22 protein-coding genes are annotated in these 23,501 nt (G+C 65.4%); 11 read left to right on the top strand and 11 right to left on the bottom strand.

Going from position 1 to position 23,501, the window contains the following annotated elements:
* The first annotated feature begins 41 nt into the window (after positions 1-41).
* From asd to accD, 7 genes are all read left to right on the top strand, one after another.
* Entirely contained in the window at positions 42-1,184 is a 1,143-nt protein-coding gene (asd, locus tag AC1DXX_RS14070; protein ID WP_478134817.1) for an aspartate-semialdehyde dehydrogenase, read from the top strand.
* Positions 1,185-1,351: 167 nt separating this feature from the next.
* Positions 1,352-4,123, top strand: coding sequence for a FimV/HubP family polar landmark protein (locus AC1DXX_RS14065; RefSeq protein WP_478134816.1), 2,772 nt, complete (start codon positions 1,352-1,354; stop codon positions 4,121-4,123).
* A 27-nt stretch (positions 4,124-4,150) separates the two neighbouring features.
* On the top strand, positions 4,151-4,963 hold the full coding sequence (gene truA / locus AC1DXX_RS14060) for a tRNA pseudouridine(38-40) synthase TruA (protein ID WP_478134815.1): 813 nt from the start codon (positions 4,151-4,153) through the stop codon (positions 4,961-4,963).
* Entirely contained in the window at positions 4,960-5,652 is a 693-nt protein-coding gene (locus AC1DXX_RS14055) for a phosphoribosylanthranilate isomerase (protein ID WP_478134814.1), read from the top strand. The genes truA and AC1DXX_RS14055 overlap by 4 nt, the downstream gene beginning before the upstream one ends.
* A 49-nt stretch (positions 5,653-5,701) precedes the next feature.
* Positions 5,702-6,979: a tryptophan synthase subunit beta gene (gene trpB, locus AC1DXX_RS14050; protein ID WP_478134813.1), complete on the top strand. Its 1,278-nt coding sequence runs from the start codon at positions 5,702-5,704 to the stop codon at positions 6,977-6,979.
* The gene (gene trpA / locus AC1DXX_RS14045; protein ID WP_478134812.1) at positions 6,979-7,824 is read left to right on the top strand and encodes a tryptophan synthase subunit alpha; all 846 of its coding nucleotides are present in this window, start codon (positions 6,979-6,981) and stop codon (positions 7,822-7,824) included. Before trpB ends, trpA begins: the two co-directional genes overlap by 1 nt.
* A 66-nt stretch (positions 7,825-7,890) precedes the next feature.
* Positions 7,891-8,763, top strand: a complete 873-nt coding sequence (gene accD, locus AC1DXX_RS14040) for an acetyl-CoA carboxylase, carboxyltransferase subunit beta (protein WP_478134811.1) — start codon at positions 7,891-7,893, stop codon at positions 8,761-8,763.
* A 10-nt stretch (positions 8,764-8,773) separates the two neighbouring features.
* On the opposite strand, the gene AC1DXX_RS14035 is transcribed toward accD, so the two are convergent.
* Positions 8,774-9,334 carry a YggT family protein gene (locus AC1DXX_RS14035; RefSeq protein WP_478134824.1) on the bottom strand — a complete coding sequence of 187 codons (561 nt, stop codon included), beginning with the start codon at positions 9,332-9,334 and terminating at the stop codon, positions 8,774-8,776.
* Between the two features lie 49 nt (positions 9,335-9,383).
* Between AC1DXX_RS14035 and AC1DXX_RS14030 the strand changes: the two genes are divergently transcribed.
* The 4 genes from AC1DXX_RS14030 (at position 9,384) to AC1DXX_RS14015 (ending at position 13,527) form a co-directional block, all read left to right on the top strand.
* Positions 9,384-10,031, top strand: a complete 648-nt coding sequence (locus AC1DXX_RS14030) for an LON peptidase substrate-binding domain-containing protein (protein WP_478134810.1) — start codon at positions 9,384-9,386, stop codon at positions 10,029-10,031.
* A gap of 123 nt (positions 10,032-10,154) precedes the next feature.
* Positions 10,155-11,726, top strand: a complete 1,572-nt coding sequence (gene lysS / locus AC1DXX_RS14025) for a lysine--tRNA ligase (RefSeq protein ID WP_478134809.1) — start codon at positions 10,155-10,157, stop codon at positions 11,724-11,726.
* A gap of 2 nt (positions 11,727-11,728) precedes the next feature.
* Entirely contained in the window at positions 11,729-12,991 is a 1,263-nt protein-coding gene (locus AC1DXX_RS14020; protein ID WP_478134808.1) for an Hsp70 family protein, read from the top strand.
* On the top strand, positions 12,988-13,527 hold the full coding sequence (locus AC1DXX_RS14015; protein ID WP_478134807.1) for a YgjP-like metallopeptidase domain-containing protein: 540 nt from the start codon (positions 12,988-12,990) through the stop codon (positions 13,525-13,527). The genes AC1DXX_RS14020 and AC1DXX_RS14015 overlap by 4 nt, the downstream gene beginning before the upstream one ends.
* 3 nt (positions 13,528-13,530) lie before the next feature.
* Here AC1DXX_RS14015 and nagZ read toward each other — a convergent pair whose 3' ends face one another.
* The 10 genes from nagZ to AC1DXX_RS13965 all read right to left on the bottom strand — a co-directional run bounded on the left by nagZ (position 13,531) and on the right by AC1DXX_RS13965 (position 23,461).
* On the bottom strand, positions 13,531-14,625 hold the full coding sequence (nagZ, locus tag AC1DXX_RS14010; RefSeq protein ID WP_478134806.1) for a beta-N-acetylhexosaminidase: 1,095 nt from the start codon (positions 14,623-14,625) through the stop codon (positions 13,531-13,533).
* An 18-nt stretch (positions 14,626-14,643) separates the two neighbouring features.
* Positions 14,644-15,036, bottom strand: coding sequence for a holo-ACP synthase (acpS, locus tag AC1DXX_RS14005; protein WP_478134805.1), 393 nt, complete (start codon positions 15,034-15,036; stop codon positions 14,644-14,646).
* Positions 15,033-15,815 carry a pyridoxine 5'-phosphate synthase gene (locus AC1DXX_RS14000; protein WP_478134804.1) on the bottom strand — a complete coding sequence of 261 codons (783 nt, stop codon included), beginning with the start codon at positions 15,813-15,815 and terminating at the stop codon, positions 15,033-15,035. The genes acpS and AC1DXX_RS14000 overlap by 4 nt, the downstream gene beginning before the upstream one ends.
* The gene (gene recO, locus AC1DXX_RS13995; protein ID WP_478134803.1) at positions 15,812-16,585 is read right to left on the bottom strand and encodes a DNA repair protein RecO; all 774 of its coding nucleotides are present in this window, start codon (positions 16,583-16,585) and stop codon (positions 15,812-15,814) included. Before recO ends, AC1DXX_RS14000 begins: the two co-directional genes overlap by 4 nt.
* Before the next feature lies 1 nt (position 16,586).
* Entirely contained in the window at positions 16,587-17,552 is a 966-nt protein-coding gene (era, locus tag AC1DXX_RS13990; protein ID WP_478134802.1) for a GTPase Era, read from the bottom strand.
* 7 nt (positions 17,553-17,559) lie between these two features.
* Positions 17,560-18,246, bottom strand: coding sequence for a ribonuclease III (gene rnc / locus AC1DXX_RS13985; RefSeq protein WP_478134801.1), 687 nt, complete (start codon positions 18,244-18,246; stop codon positions 17,560-17,562).
* 17 nt (positions 18,247-18,263) lie between these two features.
* Positions 18,264-18,635, bottom strand: a complete 372-nt coding sequence (locus AC1DXX_RS13980) for a DUF4845 domain-containing protein (RefSeq protein WP_478134800.1) — start codon at positions 18,633-18,635, stop codon at positions 18,264-18,266.
* Between the two features lie 31 nt (positions 18,636-18,666).
* Positions 18,667-19,632: a signal peptidase I gene (gene lepB / locus AC1DXX_RS13975; RefSeq protein ID WP_478134799.1), complete on the bottom strand. Its 966-nt coding sequence runs from the start codon at positions 19,630-19,632 to the stop codon at positions 18,667-18,669.
* A 7-nt stretch (positions 19,633-19,639) separates the two neighbouring features.
* Entirely contained in the window at positions 19,640-21,451 is a 1,812-nt protein-coding gene (lepA, locus tag AC1DXX_RS13970) for a translation elongation factor 4 (RefSeq protein WP_434791636.1), read from the bottom strand.
* A gap of 522 nt (positions 21,452-21,973) precedes the next feature.
* Positions 21,974-23,461, bottom strand: a complete 1,488-nt coding sequence (locus tag AC1DXX_RS13965) for a DegQ family serine endoprotease (protein WP_478134798.1) — start codon at positions 23,459-23,461, stop codon at positions 21,974-21,976.
* Positions 23,462-23,501: the final 40 nt, after the last annotated feature.

Genomic DNA, 23,501 nt, shown 5'->3' with positions numbered 1-23,501 from the left:
GTCCCACAAAGTTATTTATCTTTTCATAAGGGCAAACTGAAATGGCGAACGCATCTCAACCTCTGGTCGGCCTCGTAGGCTGGCGCGGCATGGTCGGCTCGGTCCTGATGGACCGCATGCAGGCCGAAGGCGACTTCGGTCTCATCGAGCCGCTTTTCTTCTCGACCTCCAACGCCGGCGGCAAGGCCCCGGCGATGGCCAAGAACGAAACCGCGCTGAAGGATGCGAACGACATCGAAGCGCTGAAGAAGTGCGACATCGTCATCACCTGCCAGGGCGGCGACTACACCAGCGAGGTGTTCCCCAAGCTGCGCGCCGCCGGCTGGGCTGGCCACTGGATCGATGCCGCCTCCACCCTGCGCATGCAGGACGACGCGGTCATCGTGCTCGATCCGGTCAATCTTCCGGTGATCCAGAACGCGCTGACCAATGGCGGCAAGAACTGGATCGGCGGCAACTGCACCGTGAGCTGCATGCTCATGGGCGTGGGCGCCCTCTACAAGGCCGGCCTGGTCGAGTGGATGACCAGCATGACCTACCAGGCGGCCTCGGGCGGCGGTGCGCAGCACATGCGCGAGCTGCTGACCCAGTTCGGCAGCCTGAACGCCGAAGTTCGCGCCCTGTTGGACGACCCGAAGTCGGCCATCCTCGAGATCGACCGCAAGGTGCTGCACAAGCAGCAGAACCTGAGCGCCGCCGAAACGGCCAACTTCGGTGCGCCGCTGGGCGGCTCGCTGATCCCCTGGATCGACAAGGACCTGGGCGACGGGATGTCCAAGGAAGAGTGGAAGGCCGGCGCCGAAACCAACAAGATCCTCGGCCAGGGCGCGGGCTTCGGCACCGCCGCCGTGCCGGTCGACGGCTTCTGCGTGCGAATCGGCGCCATGCGCTGCCACAGCCAGGCGCTGACCTTCAAGCTCAAGAAGGACGTGCCCGTGGCCRACATCGAAGCAATGATCGCCGCGGACAACCCGTGGGCCAGCGTGGTGCCGAACACCCGCGAAGCAACCCTGAAGGACCTGACACCGGTGGCGGTGACGGGCACCATGAACATCCCGGTCGGCCGCATCCGCAAGCTGGCGATGGGCCCCGAGTACGTCGGCGCCTTCACCATCGGCGACCAGCTGCTGTGGGGTGCGGCGGAACCGCTGCGCCGCATGCTGCGCATCCTGCTCGAAGCCTGATGCGTGCTGCTCGGGCCTTTTGAAACACAAAATGTTGCCAAACAGCAACACAAAATGTGTTCGTAAGTATGCGCGCACTGGGTAGAACAGGCGCATTGCCTTGTCAGTACCCGGTGATGATGCTAACGTCCTCTTACAAATTCTGGGCCTGAGCCGCCCCTATCAGCATGACAAGACATCTGTTGCCCGCGGCCCGCCCATCGGCCGTTCGCCCCTCACTACCGTCCAACGGTTGGCGCCTCTCGATCCTGGGTGCGGCAGCCGCCGTGGCCTTGGGGATCGTCAGCACCGACGCCAGCGCCTTCACGCTGGGACAGCTGAAGGTGCAATCGGCACTGGGCGAACCGCTGCGCGCCGAGATCGACGTGACCGAAATAGCCGCTGCTGAAGCGGACGGTCTGAAGATCAACATCGCCACGGCCGACGCGTTCAAGAACGCCGGCGTGCCCTACAACTCGGCACTGAGCGACGTCAAGGCGACGCTGCAACGCCGTGCGGGCGGGCAGTACGTGGTGCGCCTGAGCGGCAATCGCCCGCTCAACGACCCGTTCATCGACCTGCTGCTCGAAGCCAATGGTTCGTCGGGCCGCATCGTCCGCGACTACACCGTGCTGCTCGATCCGCCGGCCACGCGCCAGGCAGCCGCCAGCACGCCGATCGCCCCCGTGGCGCCACAGATCAGCGCACCGGCCGAGCGCCCTGCCGTCGCGGCAGCCCGCGCGCGCCGTGAACGGGCAGCTGCCGCGGCGCCTGCAGCACCGGTCGCGGCCGCTCCAGCGCCAGCCGCCCCTGCTCCCGCTCCCGCTCCCGCAGCAACTGCCCCGGCTCGCGCCAGTGGTGGTGGCGAACAAGTCACGGTGCAGCGCGGCGATACCGCCAGCAAGATCGCCGGCGCTCACAAGCCGGCTGACGTCTCTCTCGATCAGATGCTGGTGGCGCTGCTGCTCGCCAATCCCGATGCCTTCGTTGGCGGCAACATCAATCGCATGAGGGCCGGCGCCGTGCTCGACTTGCCGGGCTCCGCCGAAGCGAACGCCGTTCCGGCCGCGGAAGCGCGCCGTACGGTCACTGCACAGAGCCGGGACTTCGGCAGCTACCGCCAACGCCTGGCCGAGAACGCGCCGACGTCGAACGTCGCCGCCGCGAGCCGCAAGGCCTCGGGCAAGCTGCAAGCCAACGTGGAAGATCGCAATGCCGCGGCCAGCGCGCCCGACAAGCTCACGATCTCGCAAGGCAGTGCATCCACTCGCGCCGCCGATGAAAAGGTCGCACAGACCCGCCAGGCGCAGGAAAGCAGCAACCGCGTTGCCGAGCTTTCCAAGAACATCAACGAGCTGAACAAGCTCAAGAGCGGTGCCGGATCGTCGGCACCAGCGGCTGCCGCGGCCCCTGCGCCTGCAACGCCGGGCATTCCTGTTCCCACGCCAGCCACCAGCGCCACGACATCGCCGGCCGCAGCCGCGACCCCGGCGCCTGCCGTTGCTGCCGCGCCGGCCGCACCGGCCGCAGTACCCAGCCCCGCTCCGTCCCTGGAAGCAACGCCGGCACCCGCTGCGGTCGCACCTGTCGCTGCAGCTTCTGCCGCCGCAGCCGGTACGCCTTCTGCAACCGACGTCGCTGCGGTCCCCGTGGCAGCCGCCAGCGCCGCCGTCGCCGCGCCGGCACCGGCCCCGAAACCGGTGGTCAAGGCCGCACCGCCCCCGCCCCCGGAACGCAGCTTCTTCGAAGAACTGCTCGACAACCCGCTGATGCTCGGGGGTGCGGCACTGATCGCACTGCTGGTCGGCTTCCTGCTCTACCGCGTGCTGGGTCGCCGGCGCGAGGAAATGAGCGAAAGCGTGTTCCTCGAAAGCCGCATTCCCAAGGACTCGTTCTTCGGCGCCAGCGGCGGCGAATCGGTCGACACCAAGCACCGCGGCGATTCCACCGTTTCGTCGCTGTCATACTCGCCGAGCCAGCTCGATGCCGGCGATGTCGACCCCGTGGCCGAAGCCGACGTCTACCTGGCCTATGGCCGCGACCTGCAAGCCGAGGAAATCCTGCGCGAAGCGTTGCGCCTGAACCCGGATCGCACTGCCATTCACCTCAAGCTGCTCGAAATCCACGCCAAGCGGCGCGACGTGCGGGCCTACGAAGGCCTGGCCACCGAAGTGCACAAGCTGACCGGCGGTTCGGGTTCCGACTGGAACCGCGTGGTCGACATGGGCAAGGACCTCGATCCGGGCAACCCGCTGTACGAATCGGGCTCGCCACGCAGCGCGAGCCAGGCCGAGACGGCCGCTTTCGCCGGTGCATTGGCGACCGCCGCCAAGCCGCCGGTCGCTGCCGTGCCCACGCCCGTTGCACCGCCGCCGATCGCTGCGGCACCGCCACCGGCCTTCGTGCCCTCGGTGGCACCGCTGGACTTCGACCTGGACCTGACCCAACCGCCTGCACCGGCACCGAGCCATGCCCCGGTCGGCGCCAGCCTGCCGAAGTCGGCCTATGCGCCCGCTCCGACCGCAGCACGCCCCGCCGCCCCGCTGTCCAATGGTCACGCAGCAGCGCCCGCCGATCTCGAGAACGATTTCGACACGGCCCCCGGTGCCCTGACGCCCGACATTCGTTCGTTGAGCGATGCGGAGCACAACACGCGTCCGGCCATGCTGCGCAATGCGCTGCCCGCCGACTCCGGCTTCATCGAGTTCGACATGAGTGCGCTGGCAGGCCTTCCGGCCCGCTCGGCCGGTGGTGCCCCCGAAACGGCACGTGCCGCTGCCAATGCGCACGATGACGACGAAGGCGAGGACAGCCCCCACGCCGTCAAGCTCTCGCTCGCACGCGAACTGCAAGCCATCGGCGACGTCGAAGGTGCCCGGTCGCTGGTCGAGGAAGTCGAAGCCGAAAGCGCTGGCGACCTCAAGTCGCAAGCCAAGCAACTGCTCGCGGAACTGCGCTGAGCGATTGCCGTTCCCGTTCCTGAATTCGTGAGGCTGGCGCTCGGCATCCGGTACAACGGCCAAGCGTACGAGGGCTGGCAAAGCCAGCGCTCGGGCCGCACGGTGCAGGACAAGCTGGAAGCAGCCCTCACGAAGTTCGCCGCACGGCCCATCGGTACGCTGTGTGCCGGCCGTACCGACGCCGGGGTGCATGCGCTGATGCAGGTGGTGCACTTCGACACCGATGTCGAGCGCGAACCCTTCTCCTGGATGCGTGGCACCAACCGCTTCCTGCCCGACGACATCGCCGTCCAGTGGGCCCAGCCGGTGCCCGATGAATTCCATTGCCGCGCCAATGCACTGGCGCGCCGCTACCTCTACGTGCTGTCGCAATCGCCTGTGCGGCCCAGCCTGAATTCGGGCCGGGTCGGCTGGTCGATGCATCCGCTCGATGGCGATGCGATGCGCATGGCAGCCGCCTTGCTGGTGGGCCAACACGACTTCAGTTCCTTCCGCGCCTCGGCCTGCCAGGCGCGCTCACCGGTCAAGGACCTGCGCCGCATCCAGATCACGCGCCACGGCGATGGTGAGCGCTGCCGCTGGCACTTCGAGTTCGAGGCCGATGCCTTCCTGCATCACATGATCCGCAACCTGATGGGCTGCCTCGTGCGCATCGGGCGCGGCGACGAGCGGCCCGAATGGATCGCCGAGGTGCTCGAGGCCCGCAGCCGCAAGGTGGCTGCGCCCACCTTCTCCGCAGACGGACTGTACTTTCTCGGGCCGTTGTACGACGCCAAGTGGGGTCTGCCGGCCGAGGCCACGCTGCAGACCGGCGGCGCTCCTTATGATGGTCCGCCATGACGCCCCCCCGCACCCGCATCAAGATCTGTGGTCTCACGCGTGAGGCCGATGTGGATGCCGCGGTCGAGGCCGGTGCCGACGCGATCGGGTTCGTGCTCTATGCCGCCAGCCCCCGCGCAGTAACGCCGGAGCGTGCTGCCGAACTCGCCTCGCGCCTGCCTCCCTTCATCACGCCCGTGCTGCTGTTCGTCAACGAGGATGCTCCCAAAGTCATAGCATCCCTTGCCCGCGTGAAGGGCGCCATCGCGCAGTTTCATGGCGAAGAGACGCCGGAACAGTGCGAAGAAGCCAGCGGCCCTGGCCGCTTCCGCTACATGCGCGCCGCCCGCATTCCGCTGGGGGCTGCCGGCGCCGGCTTCGACCTCGTAAAATACGCGTCCGATTACTCCCACGCCCAGGCCATCCTGCTCGACGCCCATGTCGAAGGTTATGGCGGTGGCGGCAAGGCATTCGATTGGTCACTTCTTCCACCCGCCGTCGACGCTCACCTCGTCTTGAGTGGTGGGCTCACACCTGCAAACGTGAGCGATGGCATTCACATCCTGCGGACGCGCTGCAAGACGCTGTCCGTTGATGTGAGCTCGGGCGTCGAAATCGACGGCCCGGGGAACAAGGGCCTCAAGGACGCCGGAAAGATCCGGCAATTCGTCGCCGCCGTGAGAGCGGCCGACGCGTCCTTCTCCAGTTAGCCGCCGCATCCCGATCGTCGTTCGGGCTGCGGCCCACCGATCGAGAACCATGCAAAGCACTTACCAGCAACCCGACGCCACCGGCCATTTCGGCCACTACGGCGGCACCTTCGCGAGCGAAACGCTCACCCACGCGATCAACGAGCTGCGCGACGCGTATGCGAAGTTCAAGGACGACCCGGCATTCCTCGCCGAATTCCACTACGAACTCAAGCATTTCGTCGGCCGGCCTTCGCCGATCTATCACGCCGCACGCACCAGCTTCGAGATGGGCGGCGCGCAGATCTACCTGAAGCGCGAAGACCTCAACCACACCGGCGCACACAAGATCAACAACGTGATCGGCCAGGCGATGCTCGCGCGCCGCATGGGCAAGCCCCGCGTGATCGCCGAAACCGGCGCCGGCCAGCACGGCGTGGCCACGGCCACCATCTGTGCGCGCTACGGCCTCGAATGCGTGGTCTACATGGGCAGCCAGGACGTGAAGCGCCAGAGCCCCAACGTCTACCGCATGAACCTGCTGGGCGCGACCGTGGTGCCCGTCGAGTCCGGCAGCAAGACGCTGAAGGACGCGCTCAACGAGGCGATGCGCGACTGGGTGACGAACGTGGAAAACACCTTCTACATCATCGGCACCGTCGCCGGCCCGCACCCCTACCCAACGATGGTGCGCGACTTCCAGAGCGTGATCGGCACCGAGTGCATCGCGCAGATGCCCGCCATGCTCGCGGCGGATGGCATCACCGGCGAGGCGGAAGGCAAGCAGCCCGACGTGGTGGTCGCCTGCGTCGGTGGCGGCAGCAATGCGATGGGCATCTTCCATCCCTACATTCCGTTCGCCAACACGCGGCTCATCGGCGTCGAAGCCGCGGGCGAAGGCCTCGACAGCGGCAAGCATTCGGCCTCGATCCTGCGCGGCAGCCCGGGCGTGCTGCACGGCAACCGCACCTACCTGCTGCAGAACGAGGACGGCCAGGTCACCGAAACGCACAGCATCAGCGCTGGCCTCGACTATCCGGGCGTGGGACCCGAGCATGCGTACCTGGCCGACATCGGCCGCGCCGAATACGTCGGCATCACCGACACCGAGGCGCTCGAAGCCTTCCACTACCTGTGCCGTACCGAAGGCATCATCCCCGCGCTCGAATCCAGCCACGCAGTGGCCTACGCCATGAAGCTCGCGAAGACCATGCGACCCGACCAGTCGATCCTGGTGAACCTCTCGGGCCGTGGCGACAAGGACATCGGCACCGTGGCCGACCTGTCGGGCGTCGATTTCTACGACCGGCCCTCGATGCGCGGTCTGAGCGTGAAGGGAGGCAAGTGATGAGCCGTATTGCCGCCACCTTCAAGACGCTCCAGTCGCAAGGCCGCAAGGCGCTGATCCCCTATGTCACGGCTGGCTTCCCCTTCGCCGACATCACACCGGAGCTGATGCACGGCATGGTCGAGGCGGGCGCCGACGTGATCGAGCTCGGCGTGCCCTTCTCCGACCCGATGGCCGACGGCCCGGTGATCCAGAAGGCCGGCGAAGCCGCGCTGGCGCTGGGCATCGGCATGAAGCAGGTGCTCGCCATCGTGGCCGCCTTCCGCCAGAAGGACGCGACCACGCCGGTGGTGCTGATGGGCTATGCGAATCCGGTCGAGCGCTATGACCTCGTGCATGGCAAGAAGGCCTTCATCCGCGATGCGTCGGCTGCCGGCGTGGACGGGCTTCTGGTGGTCGACTATCCGCCCGAGGAATGCGAGGACTTCGCCGCGGCGCTGAAGGCCGCCGACATCGACCTGATCTTCCTGTTGGCGCCCACCAGCACCAGCGAGCGGATGGCGCAGGTCGCACGCATCGCAACCGGCTACGTCTACTACGTCTCGCTCAAGGGCGTGACGGGTGCAGGCCACCTCGACACCGAGGCGGTCGGCCAGATGATTCCGCGCATCCGCGAGCATGTGAGCATTCCGGTCGGCGTGGGCTTCGGCATCCGCGATGCGCGCACGGCGCAGGCGGTCGGCTCGGCGGCGGATGCCGTCGTGATCGGCACGAAAATCATCCAGCTGATCGACGGACAGCCTCGCGAGAAGGTGGTGCCTGCGGTGCGCGAGTTCCTCGCCGGCATCCGGGAGGCGCTGGACGCCCTGCCGGCGGCTACCCCCAAGAATGCGGCTGGCCGATAATCTAGTTTGCCCTCACCCCCCAGCCCCTCTCCCGCACGCGGGAAAGGGGAGCTAATTCGGAGTCCTATGAGCTGGCTTGAAAAACTGCTACCCGCCAAGATCGCACAAACCGACCCCAGCGAGCGCCGCCAGGTGCCCGAGGGCCTGTGGATCAAATGTCCTGCCTGCGAAACCGTTCTTTACAAGACCGACCTCGAGCACAACCAGAACGTCTGCCCGAGCTGCAGCCACCACCACCGCATCGGCGCCCGTGCGCGCCTCGACGCCTTCCTCGATGCCGAGGGACGCTACGAGGTCGGCCAGGAAGTGCTGCCGGTCGACGCGCTCAAGTTCAAGGACAGCCGCAAATACCCCGAGCGGCTCAAGGAAGCCCTCGAGAACACCGGCGAGACCGATGCGCTGGTCGTCATGGGTGGCTCGGTCCACAGCATCAGCGTGGTCGTGGCCTGCTTCGAGTTCGAATTCATGGGCGGCAGCATGGGCAGCGTGGTCGGCGAGCGCTTCGTGCGCGGCGTCGAGACCGCCATCGAACAGAAGGTGCCGTTCATCTGCTTCACCGCCACCGGCGGCGCGCGCATGCAGGAAGGCCTGCTCTCGCTGATGCAGATGGCCAAGACCAACGCCGCGCTCACGCGCCTCGCCAAGAAGGGCCTGCCCTACATCAGCGTGCTGACCGACCCGACCATGGGTGGCGTCTCGGCCGGCTTCGCCTTCGTGGGCGACGTGGTGATTGCCGAACCCAAGGCGCTGATCGGCTTTGCCGGCCCGCGCGTGATCGAATCGACCGTGCGCGTGACGCTGCCTGAAGGCTTCCAGCGCGCCGAGTTCCTGCAGACCAAGGGCGCGATCGACTTCATCAGCGATCGTCGCGAGTTGCGCAAGACGATCGCGAGCACGCTTGCAATGCTGCTGCGTCAGCCGGCCGACGCGGTCACTTGATCGACGGCGCTCAGGCGCCGAGCCGGTAGGCCCAGACCAGCAGGTTGCCGAGCACGATCGCAATCACCTGCAACACCACGATGGCGGCGAGGGGCGACAGGTCCACGCCGCCGATCAGCGGAATGAAGCGGCGAAACGGCCGAACCAGCGGTTCGGCCAGCCGGGAGATCAGGTCGAGCAGCATCGGCGACGCACCCGGCACCCACGACAGCACGGCGTAGACCACCAGCAGCGCGGTCAGCCCCGAAATCGCGAGCTGCAACAACCCCACCAGCGACACCAGCGGCAAGGTGGCGATCCGGCCCAGGTTGCCGATCAGCAGCCACAGCAGCAGGAATTTCAGCATCACCAGCAGCCAGGCGGCGACCAGACTCGACAGGTCCCATCGCTTGACCGTCGGCAGGATGCGCCGCAGCGGCAGCACGATCCAGTCGGTGATGGCGAACACGAAGCGCCCCAGCGGATTGCCGAAAGGCACACGGTGGTACTGCATATAGAGGCGCAGCAGGCAGGCGCCGCCGAGCAGGCCGACGATCACGTCGAGAAGGAACGAGGGAATCTGGTAGAGCATGGGGCGCGGTCGTGAGCGGAATGCGATGATAGCCATGCAAGGTTTTTCGATGACGACACAGCCCCTTCTGCATTCACTGCCATTGTTCCCGCTCGGTACGGTCCTGTTCCCCGGCGGCGTGCTTCCTTTGCGTATTTTCGAGGTACGTTATCTCGACATGATCGGCAAATGCCGCAAGGCCGACGCGCCTTTCGGCGTGGTCAGCCTCACCAGCGGCAGCGAGGTCCGCAAGGCGGGCGCCGATGCGGAGAGCTTCGCGGCGATCGGCACGCTGGCCGTCATCCGCGAGTTCGACGCGCCGCAAAGCGGCCTGCTCCAGATCGAGTGCGTCGGGACGCAGCGCTTTCGCGTGCGCAACACCGAGCTGCAGAAATACGGCTTGTGGGTGGCCGAAGTGGAAGCGGTGATCGAAGACGTCGCGCTCGAAATTCCCGACGACCTCCAGCACACGGCCACCGCGCTGCGGCGCCTGGTCGACACCCTCGAAGAGCGGCGCCGTGCGCAAGGTACGGACACGGTGCGTTTGCCCATCGGCGAGCCCTACCAGTTCAACGACTGCGGCTGGGTGGCGAACCGCTGGTGCGAACTGGTGCCCATGCAGCTCGAACTCCGCCAGCGGCTGATGGAGCTCGACAGCCCGCTGATGCGCCTCGAACTGGTCAGCGATCTGCTCGCGCGCACGGGCATCACTGAATAGGTTGCTATACCTTTCGTAGCGTATTACACAGGATTGGCGGGCGCTGGGAGGCGGTTTCGTTCGAACCTGATCGGCTAAAATGCCGGGCTCGCGCACGCTCCTGTTGCGCATCACCCGCTCCCCATGTCCGACCACCTGACCCCTCCCATTCCCACGCCCGCTGCGGCCCCTGTCGCAGCCCCCGCCGTCGATGACAACAAGCTCATCGCCGAACGCCGCGAAAAGCTGAAGCTGCTGCGCACCGCGCAGGCCGAGGGCAAGGGTGTCGCGTTTCCCAACGACTTCAAGCCGGGCCACCGCGCCGCGGCGCTCGTTGCGGCGCACGGCGCGGTCGAGGCCGAAGCCCTCGAGGCACAGGCCATTCCGGTGAGCGTGGCGGGCCGGATGATGCTCAAGCGCGTGATGGGCAAGGCCAGCTTCGCGACGCTGCAGGACGCGACAAGTCGCATCCAGCTCTACGTCACGCGCGACGCCGTGGGCGAAGAAGCCTACGCCGAGTTCAAGCGATGGGACCTGGGCGACATCCTGGGCGCCGAAGGCACGCTGATGAAGACCAAGACCGGGGAGCTCTCGGTCAAGGTCACCAAGCTGCGCCTGCTCACGAAGAGCCTGCGTCCGCTGCCCGGCGACTTCTACGGCATGGCCGACCAGGAGCAGAAGTACCGCCAGCGCTATGTCGACCTGATCACCGACGAATCCGCACGCACGCGCTTCACCGCACGCAGCAAGGCCGTGAGCGCCCTGCGCGAATTCATGGTGGCCAACGACTTCCTCGAAGTCGAGACGCCGATGCTTCACCCTATTCCGGGTGGTGCGAACGCCAAGCCGTTCAAGACGCATCACAACGCGCTCGACCAGGAGATGTTCCTGCGCATCGCGCCCGAGCTGTACCTGAAGCGCCTGATCGTCGGCGGCTTCGAGCGCGTGTTCGAAATCAACCGGAGCTACCGCAACGAGGGCATCTCGGTGCGGCACAACCCCGAGTTCACGATGATGGAGTTCTACGCGGCCTACTGGAACTACTGCGACCTGATGGACTTCACCGAGACGCTGATCCGCACCATCGCCGACAAGGCCGTGGGCACGCAGCAGCTCACCTACCAGGGCAAGCCGGTCGACCTGACCCAGCCCTTCGAGCGGCTCACGATCCGTGAAGCGATCCTCAAGCACACCGAGGCCGCGGATGTGGCTCAGGGCGTGGACGACAGCGCCTGGCTCATCAACGCCCTGCGCAAACTCGGCCTGAGCGAAGAGAAGGACAAGCTCTCGCAGCGCAGCCTCGCGAGCCTGCAGGTGATGTACTTCGAAGAAACCGTCGAAGAAAAGCTCTGGCAGCCAACCTTCATCATGGAGCACCCGACCGAGATCTCGCCGCTGGCGCGCGCCAACGACGAACGCCCCGAGGTCACCGAGCGCTTCGAGCTCTACATCACGGGCCGCGAGTTCGGCAACGGCTTCAGCGAGCTGAATGACGCCGAAGACCAGGCCGCACGCTTCAACGCCCAGGTGGCCGCCAAGGACAGCGGCGACGACGAAGCCATGTTCTACGACCACGACTTCGTGCGCGCACTCGAATACGGCATGCCGCCCACCGGCGGCTGCGGCATCGGCATCGACCGGCTGATGATGCTGCTGACGGATTCGCCGAGCATTCGCGACGTGATCCTGTTCCCGGCGCTGCGCAGGGAGTCTTGAGCGTGTCGTTACCGTCGTCGCTGCCGACGATCGGCATCGACTTCGGCACCTCCAATTCCGCCGTGGCCTGCCGGGTCGACGGCGCCGCCCGCCTGCTGCCCATCGAGGGCTCGGCCACCACGCTGCCCACCGCGATCTTCTTCAACGCCGAAGACCGCACGACCCATTTCGGCCGTGAAGCCGTCGCGCTCTACCTTGCGGGGACCGAAGGCCGCCTGATGCGCTCGCTGAAGAGCCTTCTTGGCAGCGCGTTGATGCAGGAGAAGACGGCCATCTACGACGGTCTGGTGAGCTTCGAGGACATCATCGCGCGCTTTCTGCGCGAACTCGCCGTGCGAGCCGGACGCGAACTGGGCCGGGTGCCGGAGCGCGTCGTCATCGGCCGGCCCGTTCATTTCGTGGACGACGATTCCAAACGAGACGAACGCGCGGAAGAAAGCCTGCGTCACGCAGCCCGTGCAGCGGGGTTTCGCGACATCGCTTTTCAGCTCGAACCGATTGCGGCCGCCTTCGACTACGAACAGCGCGTCACGAAGGAGTCGCTGGTGCTGATCGTCGACGTTGGAGGCGGCACCTCCGACTTCACCGTGGTGCGCGTCGGCCCGGACCGTGCGGCGCGCGAAGACCGCGGCGATGACGTGCTGGCCACCAGCGGGGTGCACATTGGCGGCACCGATTTCGACCAGCGGCTCAACCTCGACCGCGTCATGCCGGAGTTCGGCTTTCGCCACACAGGCACGCAGGGACGCGAAGTGCCGAGCAAGGTGTTCTTCGAGCTCTCTTCCTGGCACTTGATCAACTGGCTCTATGCCGCCAAAGCCGTGCGGCAGGCAAAGGATTTGCGCACGAGCTACAGCAACACGCGGCTGCACGACAGGCTGATGAATGTGCTGGAAGACCGCCACGGCCACCGCATTGCCAGCGAAGTCGAGCAAGCGAAGATCGACACCTCGGTGAACGATGTGCCGACGCTGATCGACCTTTCGTGTGCCGAGCCGGCCCTGGTCGCGTCACTCTCGCCCGCCGACATGGCGCAGCAGCTTTCCCCGCTGCTCGAGAACGTGATTGCATGCGCGCACGCCTGTGTCAAACGCGCCGGACTGCGCAGCGGCGACCTCGACGCGATCTACCTCACAGGCGGCTCGTCGGCGTTGCGTCCGTTTCAGCAGGCCTTGCACAAGAGCTTCGCCGGCGTGAAGCTCGTCGAGGGCGATCTGTTTGGCGGTGTGGCAACCGGACTCGCCTGCGCAGGGCCGGCCGCATGAAATATCTTGCGGGCTACCCACCCGCACTGCTGGCGCAGGTCCAGCAACTGGTCGCGACGAATGCGCTCGCCCCGCTGCTGCGCCAACGCCATCCCGGATCCATGCACGAAGTGCAGACAGACCGTGCGCTCTACGAATACGCAGGCGAACTCAAGAACGATTTCATGCGGAAGGCGCCACCGCTGTCCAAGGTGGCGTTCGACAGCAAACTGCATGTGATTCGCAACGCGCTCGGCACCCACACCACCGTCTCGCGTGTTCAGGGCAGCAAGCTCAAGACCAAGCGGGAAATCCGGGTTGCGAGCCTGTTCAGGGAAGTACCGCTGGACTTGCTGCGCATGATCGTGGTCCATGAACTCGCGCACATGAAGGAGAAGGACCATGACAAGAGCTTCTATGCGCTCTGCGAGCACATGGAGCCGAGCTACCACCGGCTGGAATTCGACCTGCGGCTGTACCTGACGCACCTGGATTCGGGCGGCGAGCGCCTGTGGGCAAGCCCGTTGTCGAATCTGCCTCCGAGTCGCGCGCCGTGATCTTCAGGCGTTGTGCGGTACGGCGAGTTCGGCCTGCAGCAGCGCTTGTCTTGCGTGTCCATACCCTGCCGAATCGACAAGCGCATTCCAGTCGGCCTGCGGCCCGCCCGGGAGCAGCGCCCGTCGCCGCGCTTCGCTCTGCGTATTCGGCTGCCAGCGCCCTGCCCTTGCCGCAACGCCGAAGCCGTCGAGCAACTCGTCGAGCGGCCGGCCATGGCCGATGCTCTGGTTGCACAACATCGCAAGATCGCACCCCGCATCGAGTGCAGCCAGAGCGGCATCGGTGTAGCTCAGCAATTCGCCATCGATATAGCGGCCTGCTTCCATGCTCAAGTCATCGCTGAAGATGGCACCATCGAATGCGAGTCGGTTGCGCAGGATGTCTCTCAACCACTTGGACGAAAAGCCCGCGGGCCGCTTGTCGACCTTCGGATAGATCACATGCGCCGGCATCACCGCCGTGAGCGTGCCTGCCAACCAGTCATAGGGCTGTGCATCGTCGGCCAGGATGGCCTTGAGGCCACGCCGGTCGATGGGAATTTCCACATGCGAATCGGCATTGACGAAACCATGTCCCGGAAAATGCTTGCCGCAATTGCGCATGCCCATTTGCAGCATGCCGTGCATCACGCTTTTTGCCAGCAAGGCCACCACGCGCGGGTCGCGGTGAAAACTGCGGTCGCCAATCACGCTGCTGCCGCCGTGGTCGAGATCGAGCACCGGTGCAAAGCTGAAGTCGACGCCGCAAGCACGCAGCTCGGCGGCAAGCACCTGGCCAGCGGCCGTGGCGGCCTTCGTGGCGCGCATCGCATCGCGCATCCACAACTCGCCCAGCGAGCGCATCGAGGGCAGGCGCGTGAAGCCGTCCGTGCGGAAGCGCTGCACGCGCCCGCCTTCGTGGTCGACGCAAATCAGCAAGTCGGGGCGGACCGCCTTGATCTCGGCATTGAGCGCGGTCATCTGCGCGCGGTCCTGCCAGTTGCGGGCGAAATGGATCACGCCGCCGACCAGGGGATTGGCGAGGCGCCTGCGGTCGGCATCGTTGAGTTCGGTGGCCGCCACGTCGATGATCAGCGGCGAATGGTTCGATTCGTTCATCTCAATCCGCCTGGGCGGTCATAGCTTCTCCACCACGACGAAGCTCGCGGCGTATTCGGTTTCATCGGTCACGGTCACGTGGGCGGTGAGGCCCTTGGCCTCGAACCAGTCCTTGAGCTCGCCATGCAACACGATCACGGGCTTGCCGCTGCGCAGGTTGGCGATCTCGCACGAACGCCAGGTCATCGGCATGCGCATGCCGAGGCCGATGGCCTTGCTGAAAGCCTCCTTGGCGGAGAAACGGGTGGCAAGGTAGCTCAGGCCGCGCTTGGGCCAGCGTTCGCTGCGCGTCTTCCAGACCGCGAACTCGGCGTCGCTCAGCACCTTGCGGGCGAAGCGTTCGCCCTGGCGCTCGAAGGTCGCGGCAATGCGACGCAAGTCGCAAATGTCGGTGCCGATGCCGTAGATCATGCAGGCAGTGCCTGTTGCGCCTCGGTGATGCAGCGCAGGTATTCCCGCGTGGTGGCGGCATAGCCCAACTCGAGCGCGTCGGCGACGAAGGCGTGGCCGATCGACACCTCGTGGACGCCGCGCACGGCGCTCAGGAACGCGGTCAGGTTGTCGCGGCTCAGGTCGTGCCCGGCGTTGACCCCGAGGCCTGCGGCCTGTGCCGCGCGCGCCGATGCCACATAGCGTGCGAGCACCGCCTGTTCGTCGGGAGTGCCGCGCGACGCGGCATAGCCTTCGGTATAGAGTTCGACGCGATCCGCCCCCGCGACTTTCACCGCGGCCATCATCTCCGGCACGGGGTCCATGAACAGGCTCACACGCACACCCAGGGCTCTGGTCTCGGCAATCAGCGGCCGCAGGCGCTCGGCATCTTCGGGAAAGCTCCAGCCGTGGTCGCTGGTCGACTGGGATTCGCTGTCGGGCACGAAGGTGGCCTGGTGCGGCCGCAACTCGCGGACGAAGTCCATCAGGTTGTGGAACGGATTGCCTTCGATGTTGAACTCGATGCCGGGCCAGTCCTTGGCGAGCAGCGCGGAAAGGTCGCTCACGTCGTGCGCACGGATGTGCCGCGCATCGGGCCGCGGATGCACGGTGATGCCCTGCGCGCCGGCAGCCAGGCATGCATTGGCCGCCGTCAGCACGCTCGGAATGCCCAGATGGCGGGTGTTGCGGACCAGGGCCACCTTGTTGAGGTTGACCGACAGCGAAGTGGCGATGCCGGTGTTGCCTGAAGTGCTCATAGTGCTTGCAGATCTCTCATCATTTGCCGCGTGCGCAGCGTGGACACGCCGCAATGGTAGTTGAGCAAGGCGCGCAGCTGGTTTCTCAGGGCGCTGTTGCTGCCGGCATTCAGGGTGGCGATCTCGCGGAGCGCCGCCGTGAAGGGGGCACGGTCATCGAGCACGGATTGCAGGGCCTGCCAGTCCGCGCCGGCCAGGCCGGCTTCTTCGTCGGTCGCCAGGCGCAAGCCGGCTTCCGGCACCAGGGTGTACCGCACGTCGGCGGCGAGCGGCTCCAGGGTGAGCGTCTGCCCGTCGAGCGAGGGCAACAGCCCGACCTCGCGCAGCAGGATCAGTTCGAATGCGCGCAACGCCGCAGCCTGGGTGGCCGCCTGGGCCCCGACGTGATCGCCCGCCAGCACCTGCACCACGCCGGCATAGGCGTCGAACAGGGCCTCGTGGGCGTCGTCCCGCGCCAGCAGGCGCAACAGCAATTCGTTGACGTAGTAGCCCGAGAGCAGGGCCTCGCCGGTCGGCATCACGTGGCCGCCCATCCACTCGGCGCCCTTCAGCGTGCGGATCTCGGCGTCGCCGCCATAGTTGAGCTGCAGCGGCTGCAGCGGCAGCAGCACGGGCCGGAAGTTGGAACTCGGCCGCTTCGCCCCCTTGGCCACCAGCGCGATGCGCCCGTGGTGGCGGGTGAAGACCTCGAGGATCAGGCTCGACTCGCTCCAGTCATAGCGATGKAGCACGTACGCCGGTTCGTGCGAAACGCGGTGGGCAGCGGCCACTTCATTCGTAGCCGAAGGAGCGCACGCGTGCTTCGTCGTCGGCCCAGCCCGAGCGCACCTTGACCCACAGTTCGAGGAATACCTTGGCGTCGGCCAGCTTCTCGAGTTCGACGCGCGTTTCCATGCCGATGCGCTTGATGCGCTCGCCCTTGTCGCCGATCACCATGGCCTTGTGGCCGTCGCGCTCGACCACGATGGTGGCGGCAATGCGCAGCAGGCGCTTCTGGCCCTTCTTCTGCGGCGGCTCTTCCTCGAACTTGTCGATGATCACGGTCGAGGTGTAGGGCAACTCGTCGCCAGTGAGGCGGAACAGCTTCTCGCGCACCAGTTCGCCGGCCAGGAATTTCTCGCTGCGGTCGGTCAGCTCGTCCTCGGCATAGAACCAGGGCTGTTCGGGCAGGTATTTCTCGCAGATGCCGAACAGGCGTTCGACATCCTTGGAATTCTTGGCCGACATCGGCACGAACTCGGCGAAGGCGTGCTTCTGCTGCATGGTCTGCAACCAGGGCGCGATGTCGCCGCGGCGGTGCACGTTGTCGAGCTTGTTGGCGAGCAGCACGGTCGGAATGCCCTTGCCCAGCAGCTTGAGCACCCGCTCGTCGGCTGGCGTGAAGCTGCCGGCCTCGACCACGAACAGGATCAGGTCCACGTCACCGACCGCGCCCTGCACGGTCTTGTTGAGCGACTTGTTCAGCGCGTTGGCGTGCAGGGTCTGGAAGCCCGGCGTATCGACGAACACGAACTGCGTCGCACCCAGCGTGCGCATGCCGGTGATGCGGTGCCGCGTGGTCTGCGCCTTGCGCGAGGTGATGCTGATCTTCTGGCCGACCAGCGCGTTGAGCAGTGTCGACTTGCCGACGTTGGGCTTGCCGACGATGGCGATGAGGCCGCAGTGTTGGGGTCCGCTTGGGCCCGTATCGCCTGCTGCGTCTTCGGGTTCCGCTACGGGATTGATAGCATCGTTCATTGTGATTTCACGCGGCGCCGCGTGCCTTGAGCCGGATCAACATGGCAGCCGCGGCAGCCTGCTCGCCGGCGCGGCGCGAGCCGCCGATGCCGCGTTCGCGAAGGCCCAACTCGGGCACCTCGCACTCGACATCGAAAGTCTGTTTGTGCGCTGCACCCAGCGTTGCCGCCACGCGGTACACGGGCAGCTTCATTTTGTGGCCCTGCAGCCATTCCTGCAATTCAGTCTTCGGGTCCTTGGCCGCCGCTTCCATGCGCGGGTTGATCTCGACCGATTCGTAGAGCCGGCGCACCAGCGCCTCGGCAGCCGTGAAGCCCGCGTCGAGATAGACCGCGCCGATCAGCGCTTCGAGCGCATCGGCCAGGATCGAAGGCCGGCTGGGCCCGCCCGACCGCGCCTCGCCTTCGCCAAGCCGCAGCAACGGTGACAGCTGCAATTCCAGCGCCAGACGATGCAGGGTGTCCTGCTTGACCAGGTTGGCCCGCACGCGCGACAGATCGCCTTCAGGCAGGGCCGAGAGACGGGTGTACAGCAGGTGCGATACCGCAAGGTTCAGCACCGAATCGCCGAGAAACTCGAGGCGTTCGTTGTGGTCGGCCGAGAAACTGCGGTGGGTGAGCGCAAGCTGGAGCAGCCGGGTGTCGGAGAACGAATGCTTGAGGCGCGCCTGCAGCGCGACGAGGCTGCCGTCCACCTTCTTGAGCGCCGCGTTCAGCGGGTCTCGCCCTTGTACTTGAGCGTCAGGTAGGCCGGCCCGAACAAGGGAATCTCGCGCTCGTAGGAATACGACACGACGACCTTCTCGCCGACCTTCCGGACCTCGAGGTCCCTGCCGCTGACCGACTTGAAATCGTCGATGGCCTGGGCGCGATCGAAGATGGCGCGCACTTCAGGCACGGTCGCGCCTTCCTTGGCCTTGTTGGCGGCTTTGTCGATGGCCTGGTATTCGATCAGCGTCGGGATGACCTGCGCGATGACCACGCCCAGCCCCCCCACCACGACTGCGACGAACAGCAGGCCGATGAACGAGATGCCGCGCTGGCGCGCGGCACTGCTGCGGACCGACCGATTATTTGCTCTCATGTCCTCTTACCCCTCGAACAGTGCTGACTGCTTATTGAAATGGACCGATACGACCAAAATCGCCGAAGTTCATCCAGACGAAGAATGCCCTGCCCACGATATTCTTGTCCGGCACGAAGCCCCAGAAGCGAGAGTCCGCCGAATTATCGCGGTTGTCGCCCATCATGAAATAGTTGCCAGCGGGCACCTTGCACACCACGCCTTCGACAGAGTAGCGGCAGTTCTCGCGAAACGGAAAGTCGCTGGCACCCGGCACGAAAGCGGGTGCACCGTCGTCGTTGAGGATCTTGTGCTGCTTGCCGGCGAGATTCTCGTCGAACTGCTTGAGCAGGCGCATCGATTCGCCGTCGAGGTAATCGGGCGCCGCGTCCTTGGACACCGGCTGGCCGTTGATCGTAAGCTTCTTGTTCAGGTAAGCCACTTCATCGCCCGGGATGCCGACCACGCGCTTGATGTAGTCCATGCTGGGCTTGGGCGGGTAGCGGAACACCACCACGTCGCCGCGCGCGAGCGGCGTGCCGTCGGTGATCTTGGTGTTGATGACCGGCAGGCGCAGGCCGTAGGTGAACTTGTTGACCAGGATCAGGTCGCCGGTTAGCAGCGTGGGCATCATCGAGCCCGACGGAATCTTGAAGGGCTCGTAGAGGAACGAGCGCAGCAGGAACACCACCAGGATCACCGGGAACAGGCCGGCCGTCCAGTCCAGCCACCAGGGCTGCATCAGCAGCCGGTCGCTCGCCTTGGCGTCGGCCGTGTCGACCTGCGTGATGCCCTGACCGGCCAGTCGCGCGTTGCGCTCGGCCAGCGAGGTTTCGAGCTTGGCGGCAGCTGCCTCGCGCCGCGGCAGGAAGTAGAACCGCTCGGCCAGCCAGTACAGGCCGGTGACGACCGTGGCCAGGAACAGCAGCAATGCGAAGTTGCCCTCGATCGTGCCGAAGTACCAGGCACCGACATAGCCGGCAAACGCCGCAAGGACCAGGGAAGTGATGAATGCCATTTTTTGATCAGTCTTCGACTTGCAGAATCGCGAGGAAGGCCTCTTGCGGGACCTCGACGGAGCCGATCTGCTTCATTCTTTTCTTGCCCGCCTTCTGCTTCTCGAGCAGCTTCTTCTTGCGGGTGATGTCGCCGCCGTAGCACTTGGCCAGCACGTTCTTGCGGAGGGCCTTGATTGTCTCACGCGCAATGATGTTGACCCCGATGGCGGCCTGGATCGCAACGTCGAACATCTGGCGCGAAATGATCTCGCGCATCTTCGACACCACCGCCCGGCCGCGGTACTGCGACTGGCTGCGGTGCACGATGATGGACAGCGCATCGACCTTCTCGCCGTTGAGCAGGATGTCGACCTTGACCACGTCCGAAGCGCGGTACTCCTTGAACTCGTAGTCCATGGAGGCATAGCCCCGGCTGACCGACTTCAGCTTGTCGAAGAAATCGAGCACGATCTCGCCCAGCGGCATCTCGTAGGTCAGCATGACCTGGCGGCCGTGGTAGGCCATGTTCATCTGCACGCCGCGCTTCTGGTTGGCCAGCGTCATGACGGCGCCGACGTACTCCTGCGGCATGTAGAGATGCACGGTAACGATCGGCTCGCGAATCTCGCTCATCTTGCCGACGTCGGGCATCTTGGACGGGTTCTCGACCATGATCACTTCGCCGTCGTTGCGCACCACCTGGTAGACCACGCTCGGCGCGGTCGTGATCAGGTCCTGGTCGAACTCGCGCTCCAGGCGCTCCTGCACGATCTCCATGTGCAGCAGGCCGAGGAAGCCGCAGCGGAAGCCGAAGCCGAGCGCCTGGCTCACTTCGGGTTCGTAGCGCAGCGACGAGTCGTTGAGCTTGAGCTTTTCCAGCGCATCGCGCAGCGAGTCGTACTCGCTGGCTTCGGTCGGGTACAGGCCGGCAAACACCTGCGGCTGGATTTCCTTGAAGCCCGGCAGCGCCTCGGTGGCGGTGGCGGCCGCGCCGCCCGTGCCCGGCTTGATCAGCGTCACGGTGTCGCCAACCTTGGCGGCCTGCAGTTCCTTGATGCCCGCGATGATGTAGCCCACCTCGCCCGCCTCGAGCGAAGCGCGCGGCTCGTTGGCCGGCGTGAAGACACCGACGTTGTCGGCGTTGTACATGGCGCCGGACGCCATCATCTTGATACGCTCGCCCTTCACCAGCCGGCCATCCACCACGCGCACCAGCATGACGACGCCGACGTAGGCGTCGAACCAGCTGTCGACGATCATCGCGCGCAGCGGGCCGTCGGGATTGCCGCGCGGCGCAGGCATCTTGTGAACGACGGCCTCGAGGATCTCGTCGATGCCCATGCCCGTCTTGGCGGAACACGGAATCGCGTCGGTCGCGTCGATGCCGATCACGTCTTCGATTTCTGTGCGTGCGTTGTCGGGATCCGCGTTCGGCAGATCCATCTTGTTGAGCACCGGCACCACTTCGACGCCGAGGTCGAGTGCGGTGTAGCAGTTGGCCACCGTCTGCGCTTCGACGCCCTGTGATGCATCGACGACGAGCAGCGCACCTTCGCACGCCGACAGCGAGCGACTCACTTCATAGGAGAAGTCGACGTGGCCCGGCGTGTCGATCAGATTGAGGTTGTAGACCTGTCCATCGAGTGCCTTGTAGTGCAGCGCGGCGGTCTGCGCCTTGATGGTTATCCCACGCTCTTTTTCGATGTCCATCGAGTCGAGCACCTGCGCTTCCATCTCGCGTTCTGCGAGGCCGCCGCAACGCTGGATCAAACGGTCTGCGAGCGTCGACTTGCCGTGATCGATGTGCGCAATGATCGAAAAATTTCTGATGTGATTCATCAACGGGAACGCTTAAGTACTTGAATTGGCTCGCGCGCAGAAGGCGACAGGCAAGAAAAAAGGGCGCGTCTTCTGGAGACGCGCCCTGAACCAACAAGCAATGGCAACTGCAGTAGTTGGAACTTCATTGTAGGCAAAAAGGGAAGCACGTACATCCGGGAACAGGGTCCAAAGGGCTCGTTGCGGGTCCACAACATCAAAGATATAAACAGGTTATCAACAGGATCGGTGGAGCAGTCAATGAACAACTTGTGGGCGATCTGTGGAGCACCGGTGGACTGCTGTCTGACATCTCGCATCGTGAAGGTCATTGCACTCCTTATGCGCTGACCGGCCGCCGAGAGTGTCCTATTCTACCGAAAACCGTCCTTAGCTCGTTAAAAAGTTAGTAACCACTGACAAGTTTCATCGTTTTCACGGCCCCGGATTTTTTTAGCGGCCGTCCCCCGAACGTCGTAAACACCTCAAAAAAACGGCCCCAAACCCGACTGCCGGGTGGGGCCACTTGACGGCAAGGCCAGATCAGCGTGCGGGACGGATCAGGGCGTATTGCGCCCAATCGCCGCGACGGAACAGCACGCTCAGCGCCTTGCTCTTGTCGGCCTTGCCGATCGCCGACTCGAATTCCCGGGTGTTGGCCACTTCGACATTGCCCACGGCCAGGATGATGTCCCCTTCGCGCAGGCCTGCGCGCTGAGCCGCATCGCTGGAGGTGTCGACCTTTACGCCGCCCTTGAGCTTGAGCTCCTTCTTCTGCGCATCGTTGAGGTCGCTGACAGCAAGACCGAGCGACTTGGCGGCGGCGGAAGCCGACGGCTTCGGCGCCGGCTCGTCACGATCGGTCGCGCGCTTGGCGGGCTTGTCGGGTTCGATCTCGGCGATGGTCACGCTCAGATCGCGCGAGCTGCCGCGACGGAACACCGTGAGCGTGCTCTTGGTGCCGGGCTTGGTGTTGCCCACGAGGCGCGGCAGGTCGCTCGGCTTCTCGATGGCCTTGCCGTCGAACTTGGTGATGACGTCGCCCGGCTCCACGCCGGCCTTTTCGCCCGGCGATCCGGCCTCGACACCGCGCACCAGCGCGCCCTGCGCCTTGCCGAGTCCGATCGCTTCGGCCACGTCCTTCGTGACCTGGTCGATCTGCACGCCGATGCGGCCGCGGGACACACGCCCCGAGGTGCGCAGCTGTTCGCTCACACGGATTGCCTCGTCGATCGGAATCGAAAACGAGATGCCCATGAAGCCGCCCGATCGCGAGTAGATCTGGCTGTTGATGCCCACCACTTCGCCCCGCATGTTGATCAGCGGGCCGCCCGAGTTGCCGGGGTTGATGGCCACGTCGGTCTGGATGAATGGCAGGTATTCGCCGGTGTCGCGCTGCTTGGCGCTCACGATGCCGGCCGTGACGGTGTTCTCGAGGCCGAAGGGCGAGCCGATGGCCATCACCCATTCGCCGACACGCAGCTTGGAGATGTCGCCCACTTTCACCGCAGGCAGGCCGGTGGCCTCGATCTTGACGACCGCGACGTCGGTGCGCTTGTCGGCTCCGATGATCTTGGCCTTGAACTCGCGCTTGTCGGTCAGCGTGACCAGCACCTCGGAGGCATCTTCCACCACGTGCGCATTGGTCATGACGTAGCCGTCGGCGGTCAGGATGAAGCCGGAGCCGACGCCGCGCGGACGCTCTCGTTCTTCCTCCTGCGGCTGCTGTGGACGGTTGGGACGCGGCCCCTGGCGCGGCACGCCCGGGGCCGGCTGGCCGAAGAAGCGGCGGAAGAACTCCTGCATCTCCTCGTCCATCTCGCCGCTGCCGCCGCGCTGCGCGACCTTCTCGACCGTACGGATGTTGACGACGGAGGGGCCGACCTGATCGACCAGGTCGGTGAAATCGGGCAGCGTGCGCGTCTGCGCATGGACGGGCTCGACAGGCAGGAAAGTGGCCCCGGCGGTCAGTGCCAGCGCGAAAGCCAGCACACCGGAACGAAGCTTGTGTCCCTCGACTTTGAACATCATCGGTTTTCTTTCAAAAGAACAGAGCGGCTAAAACAACAAG

Source organism: Variovorax sp. P4_B10, from assembly GCF_056402375.1.
This window is presented reverse-complemented; position numbering and strand designations above follow the sequence as displayed.

What these genes read in the sequence shown, in the direction of transcription:
- era (WP_478134802.1), bottom strand. Translation starts at nt 17,552, where the DNA reads ATGAACGATGCTATCAATCCCGTAGCGGAACCCGAAGACGCAGCAGGC.
- lysS (WP_478134809.1), top strand. Translation starts at nt 10,155, where the DNA reads ATGTCCGACCACCTGACCCCTCCCATTCCCACGCCCGCTGCGGCCCCT.
- accD (WP_478134811.1), top strand. Translation starts at nt 7,891, where the DNA reads ATGAGCTGGCTTGAAAAACTGCTACCCGCCAAGATCGCACAAACCGAC.
- lepB (WP_478134799.1), bottom strand. Translation starts at nt 19,632, where the DNA reads ATGGCATTCATCACTTCCCTGGTCCTTGCGGCGTTTGCCGGCTATGTC.
- AC1DXX_RS14000 (WP_478134804.1), bottom strand. Translation starts at nt 15,815, where the DNA reads ATGAGCACTTCAGGCAACACCGGCATCGCCACTTCGCTGTCGGTCAAC.
- trpB (WP_478134813.1), top strand. Translation starts at nt 5,702, where the DNA reads ATGCAAAGCACTTACCAGCAACCCGACGCCACCGGCCATTTCGGCCAC.
- acpS (WP_478134805.1), bottom strand. Translation starts at nt 15,036, where the DNA reads ATGATCTACGGCATCGGCACCGACATTTGCGACTTGCGTCGCATTGCC.
- nagZ (WP_478134806.1), bottom strand. Translation starts at nt 14,625, where the DNA reads ATGAACGAATCGAACCATTCGCCGCTGATCATCGACGTGGCGGCCACC.
- AC1DXX_RS14015 (WP_478134807.1), top strand. Translation starts at nt 12,988, where the DNA reads ATGAAATATCTTGCGGGCTACCCACCCGCACTGCTGGCGCAGGTCCAG.
- trpA (WP_478134812.1), top strand. Translation starts at nt 6,979, where the DNA reads ATGAGCCGTATTGCCGCCACCTTCAAGACGCTCCAGTCGCAAGGCCGC.
- AC1DXX_RS13965 (WP_478134798.1), bottom strand. Translation starts at nt 23,461, where the DNA reads ATGATGTTCAAAGTCGAGGGACACAAGCTTCGTTCCGGTGTGCTGGCT.
- AC1DXX_RS14035 (WP_478134824.1), bottom strand. Translation starts at nt 9,334, where the DNA reads ATGCTCTACCAGATTCCCTCGTTCCTTCTCGACGTGATCGTCGGCCTG.
- AC1DXX_RS14065 (WP_478134816.1), top strand. Translation starts at nt 1,352, where the DNA reads ATGACAAGACATCTGTTGCCCGCGGCCCGCCCATCGGCCGTTCGCCCC.
- AC1DXX_RS14030 (WP_478134810.1), top strand. Translation starts at nt 9,384, where the DNA reads ATGACGACACAGCCCCTTCTGCATTCACTGCCATTGTTCCCGCTCGGT.
- AC1DXX_RS13980 (WP_478134800.1), bottom strand. Translation starts at nt 18,635, where the DNA reads ATGAGAGCAAATAATCGGTCGGTCCGCAGCAGTGCCGCGCGCCAGCGC.
- AC1DXX_RS14055 (WP_478134814.1), top strand. Translation starts at nt 4,960, where the DNA reads ATGACGCCCCCCCGCACCCGCATCAAGATCTGTGGTCTCACGCGTGAG.
- lepA (WP_434791636.1), bottom strand. Translation starts at nt 21,451, where the DNA reads ATGAATCACATCAGAAATTTTTCGATCATTGCGCACATCGATCACGGC.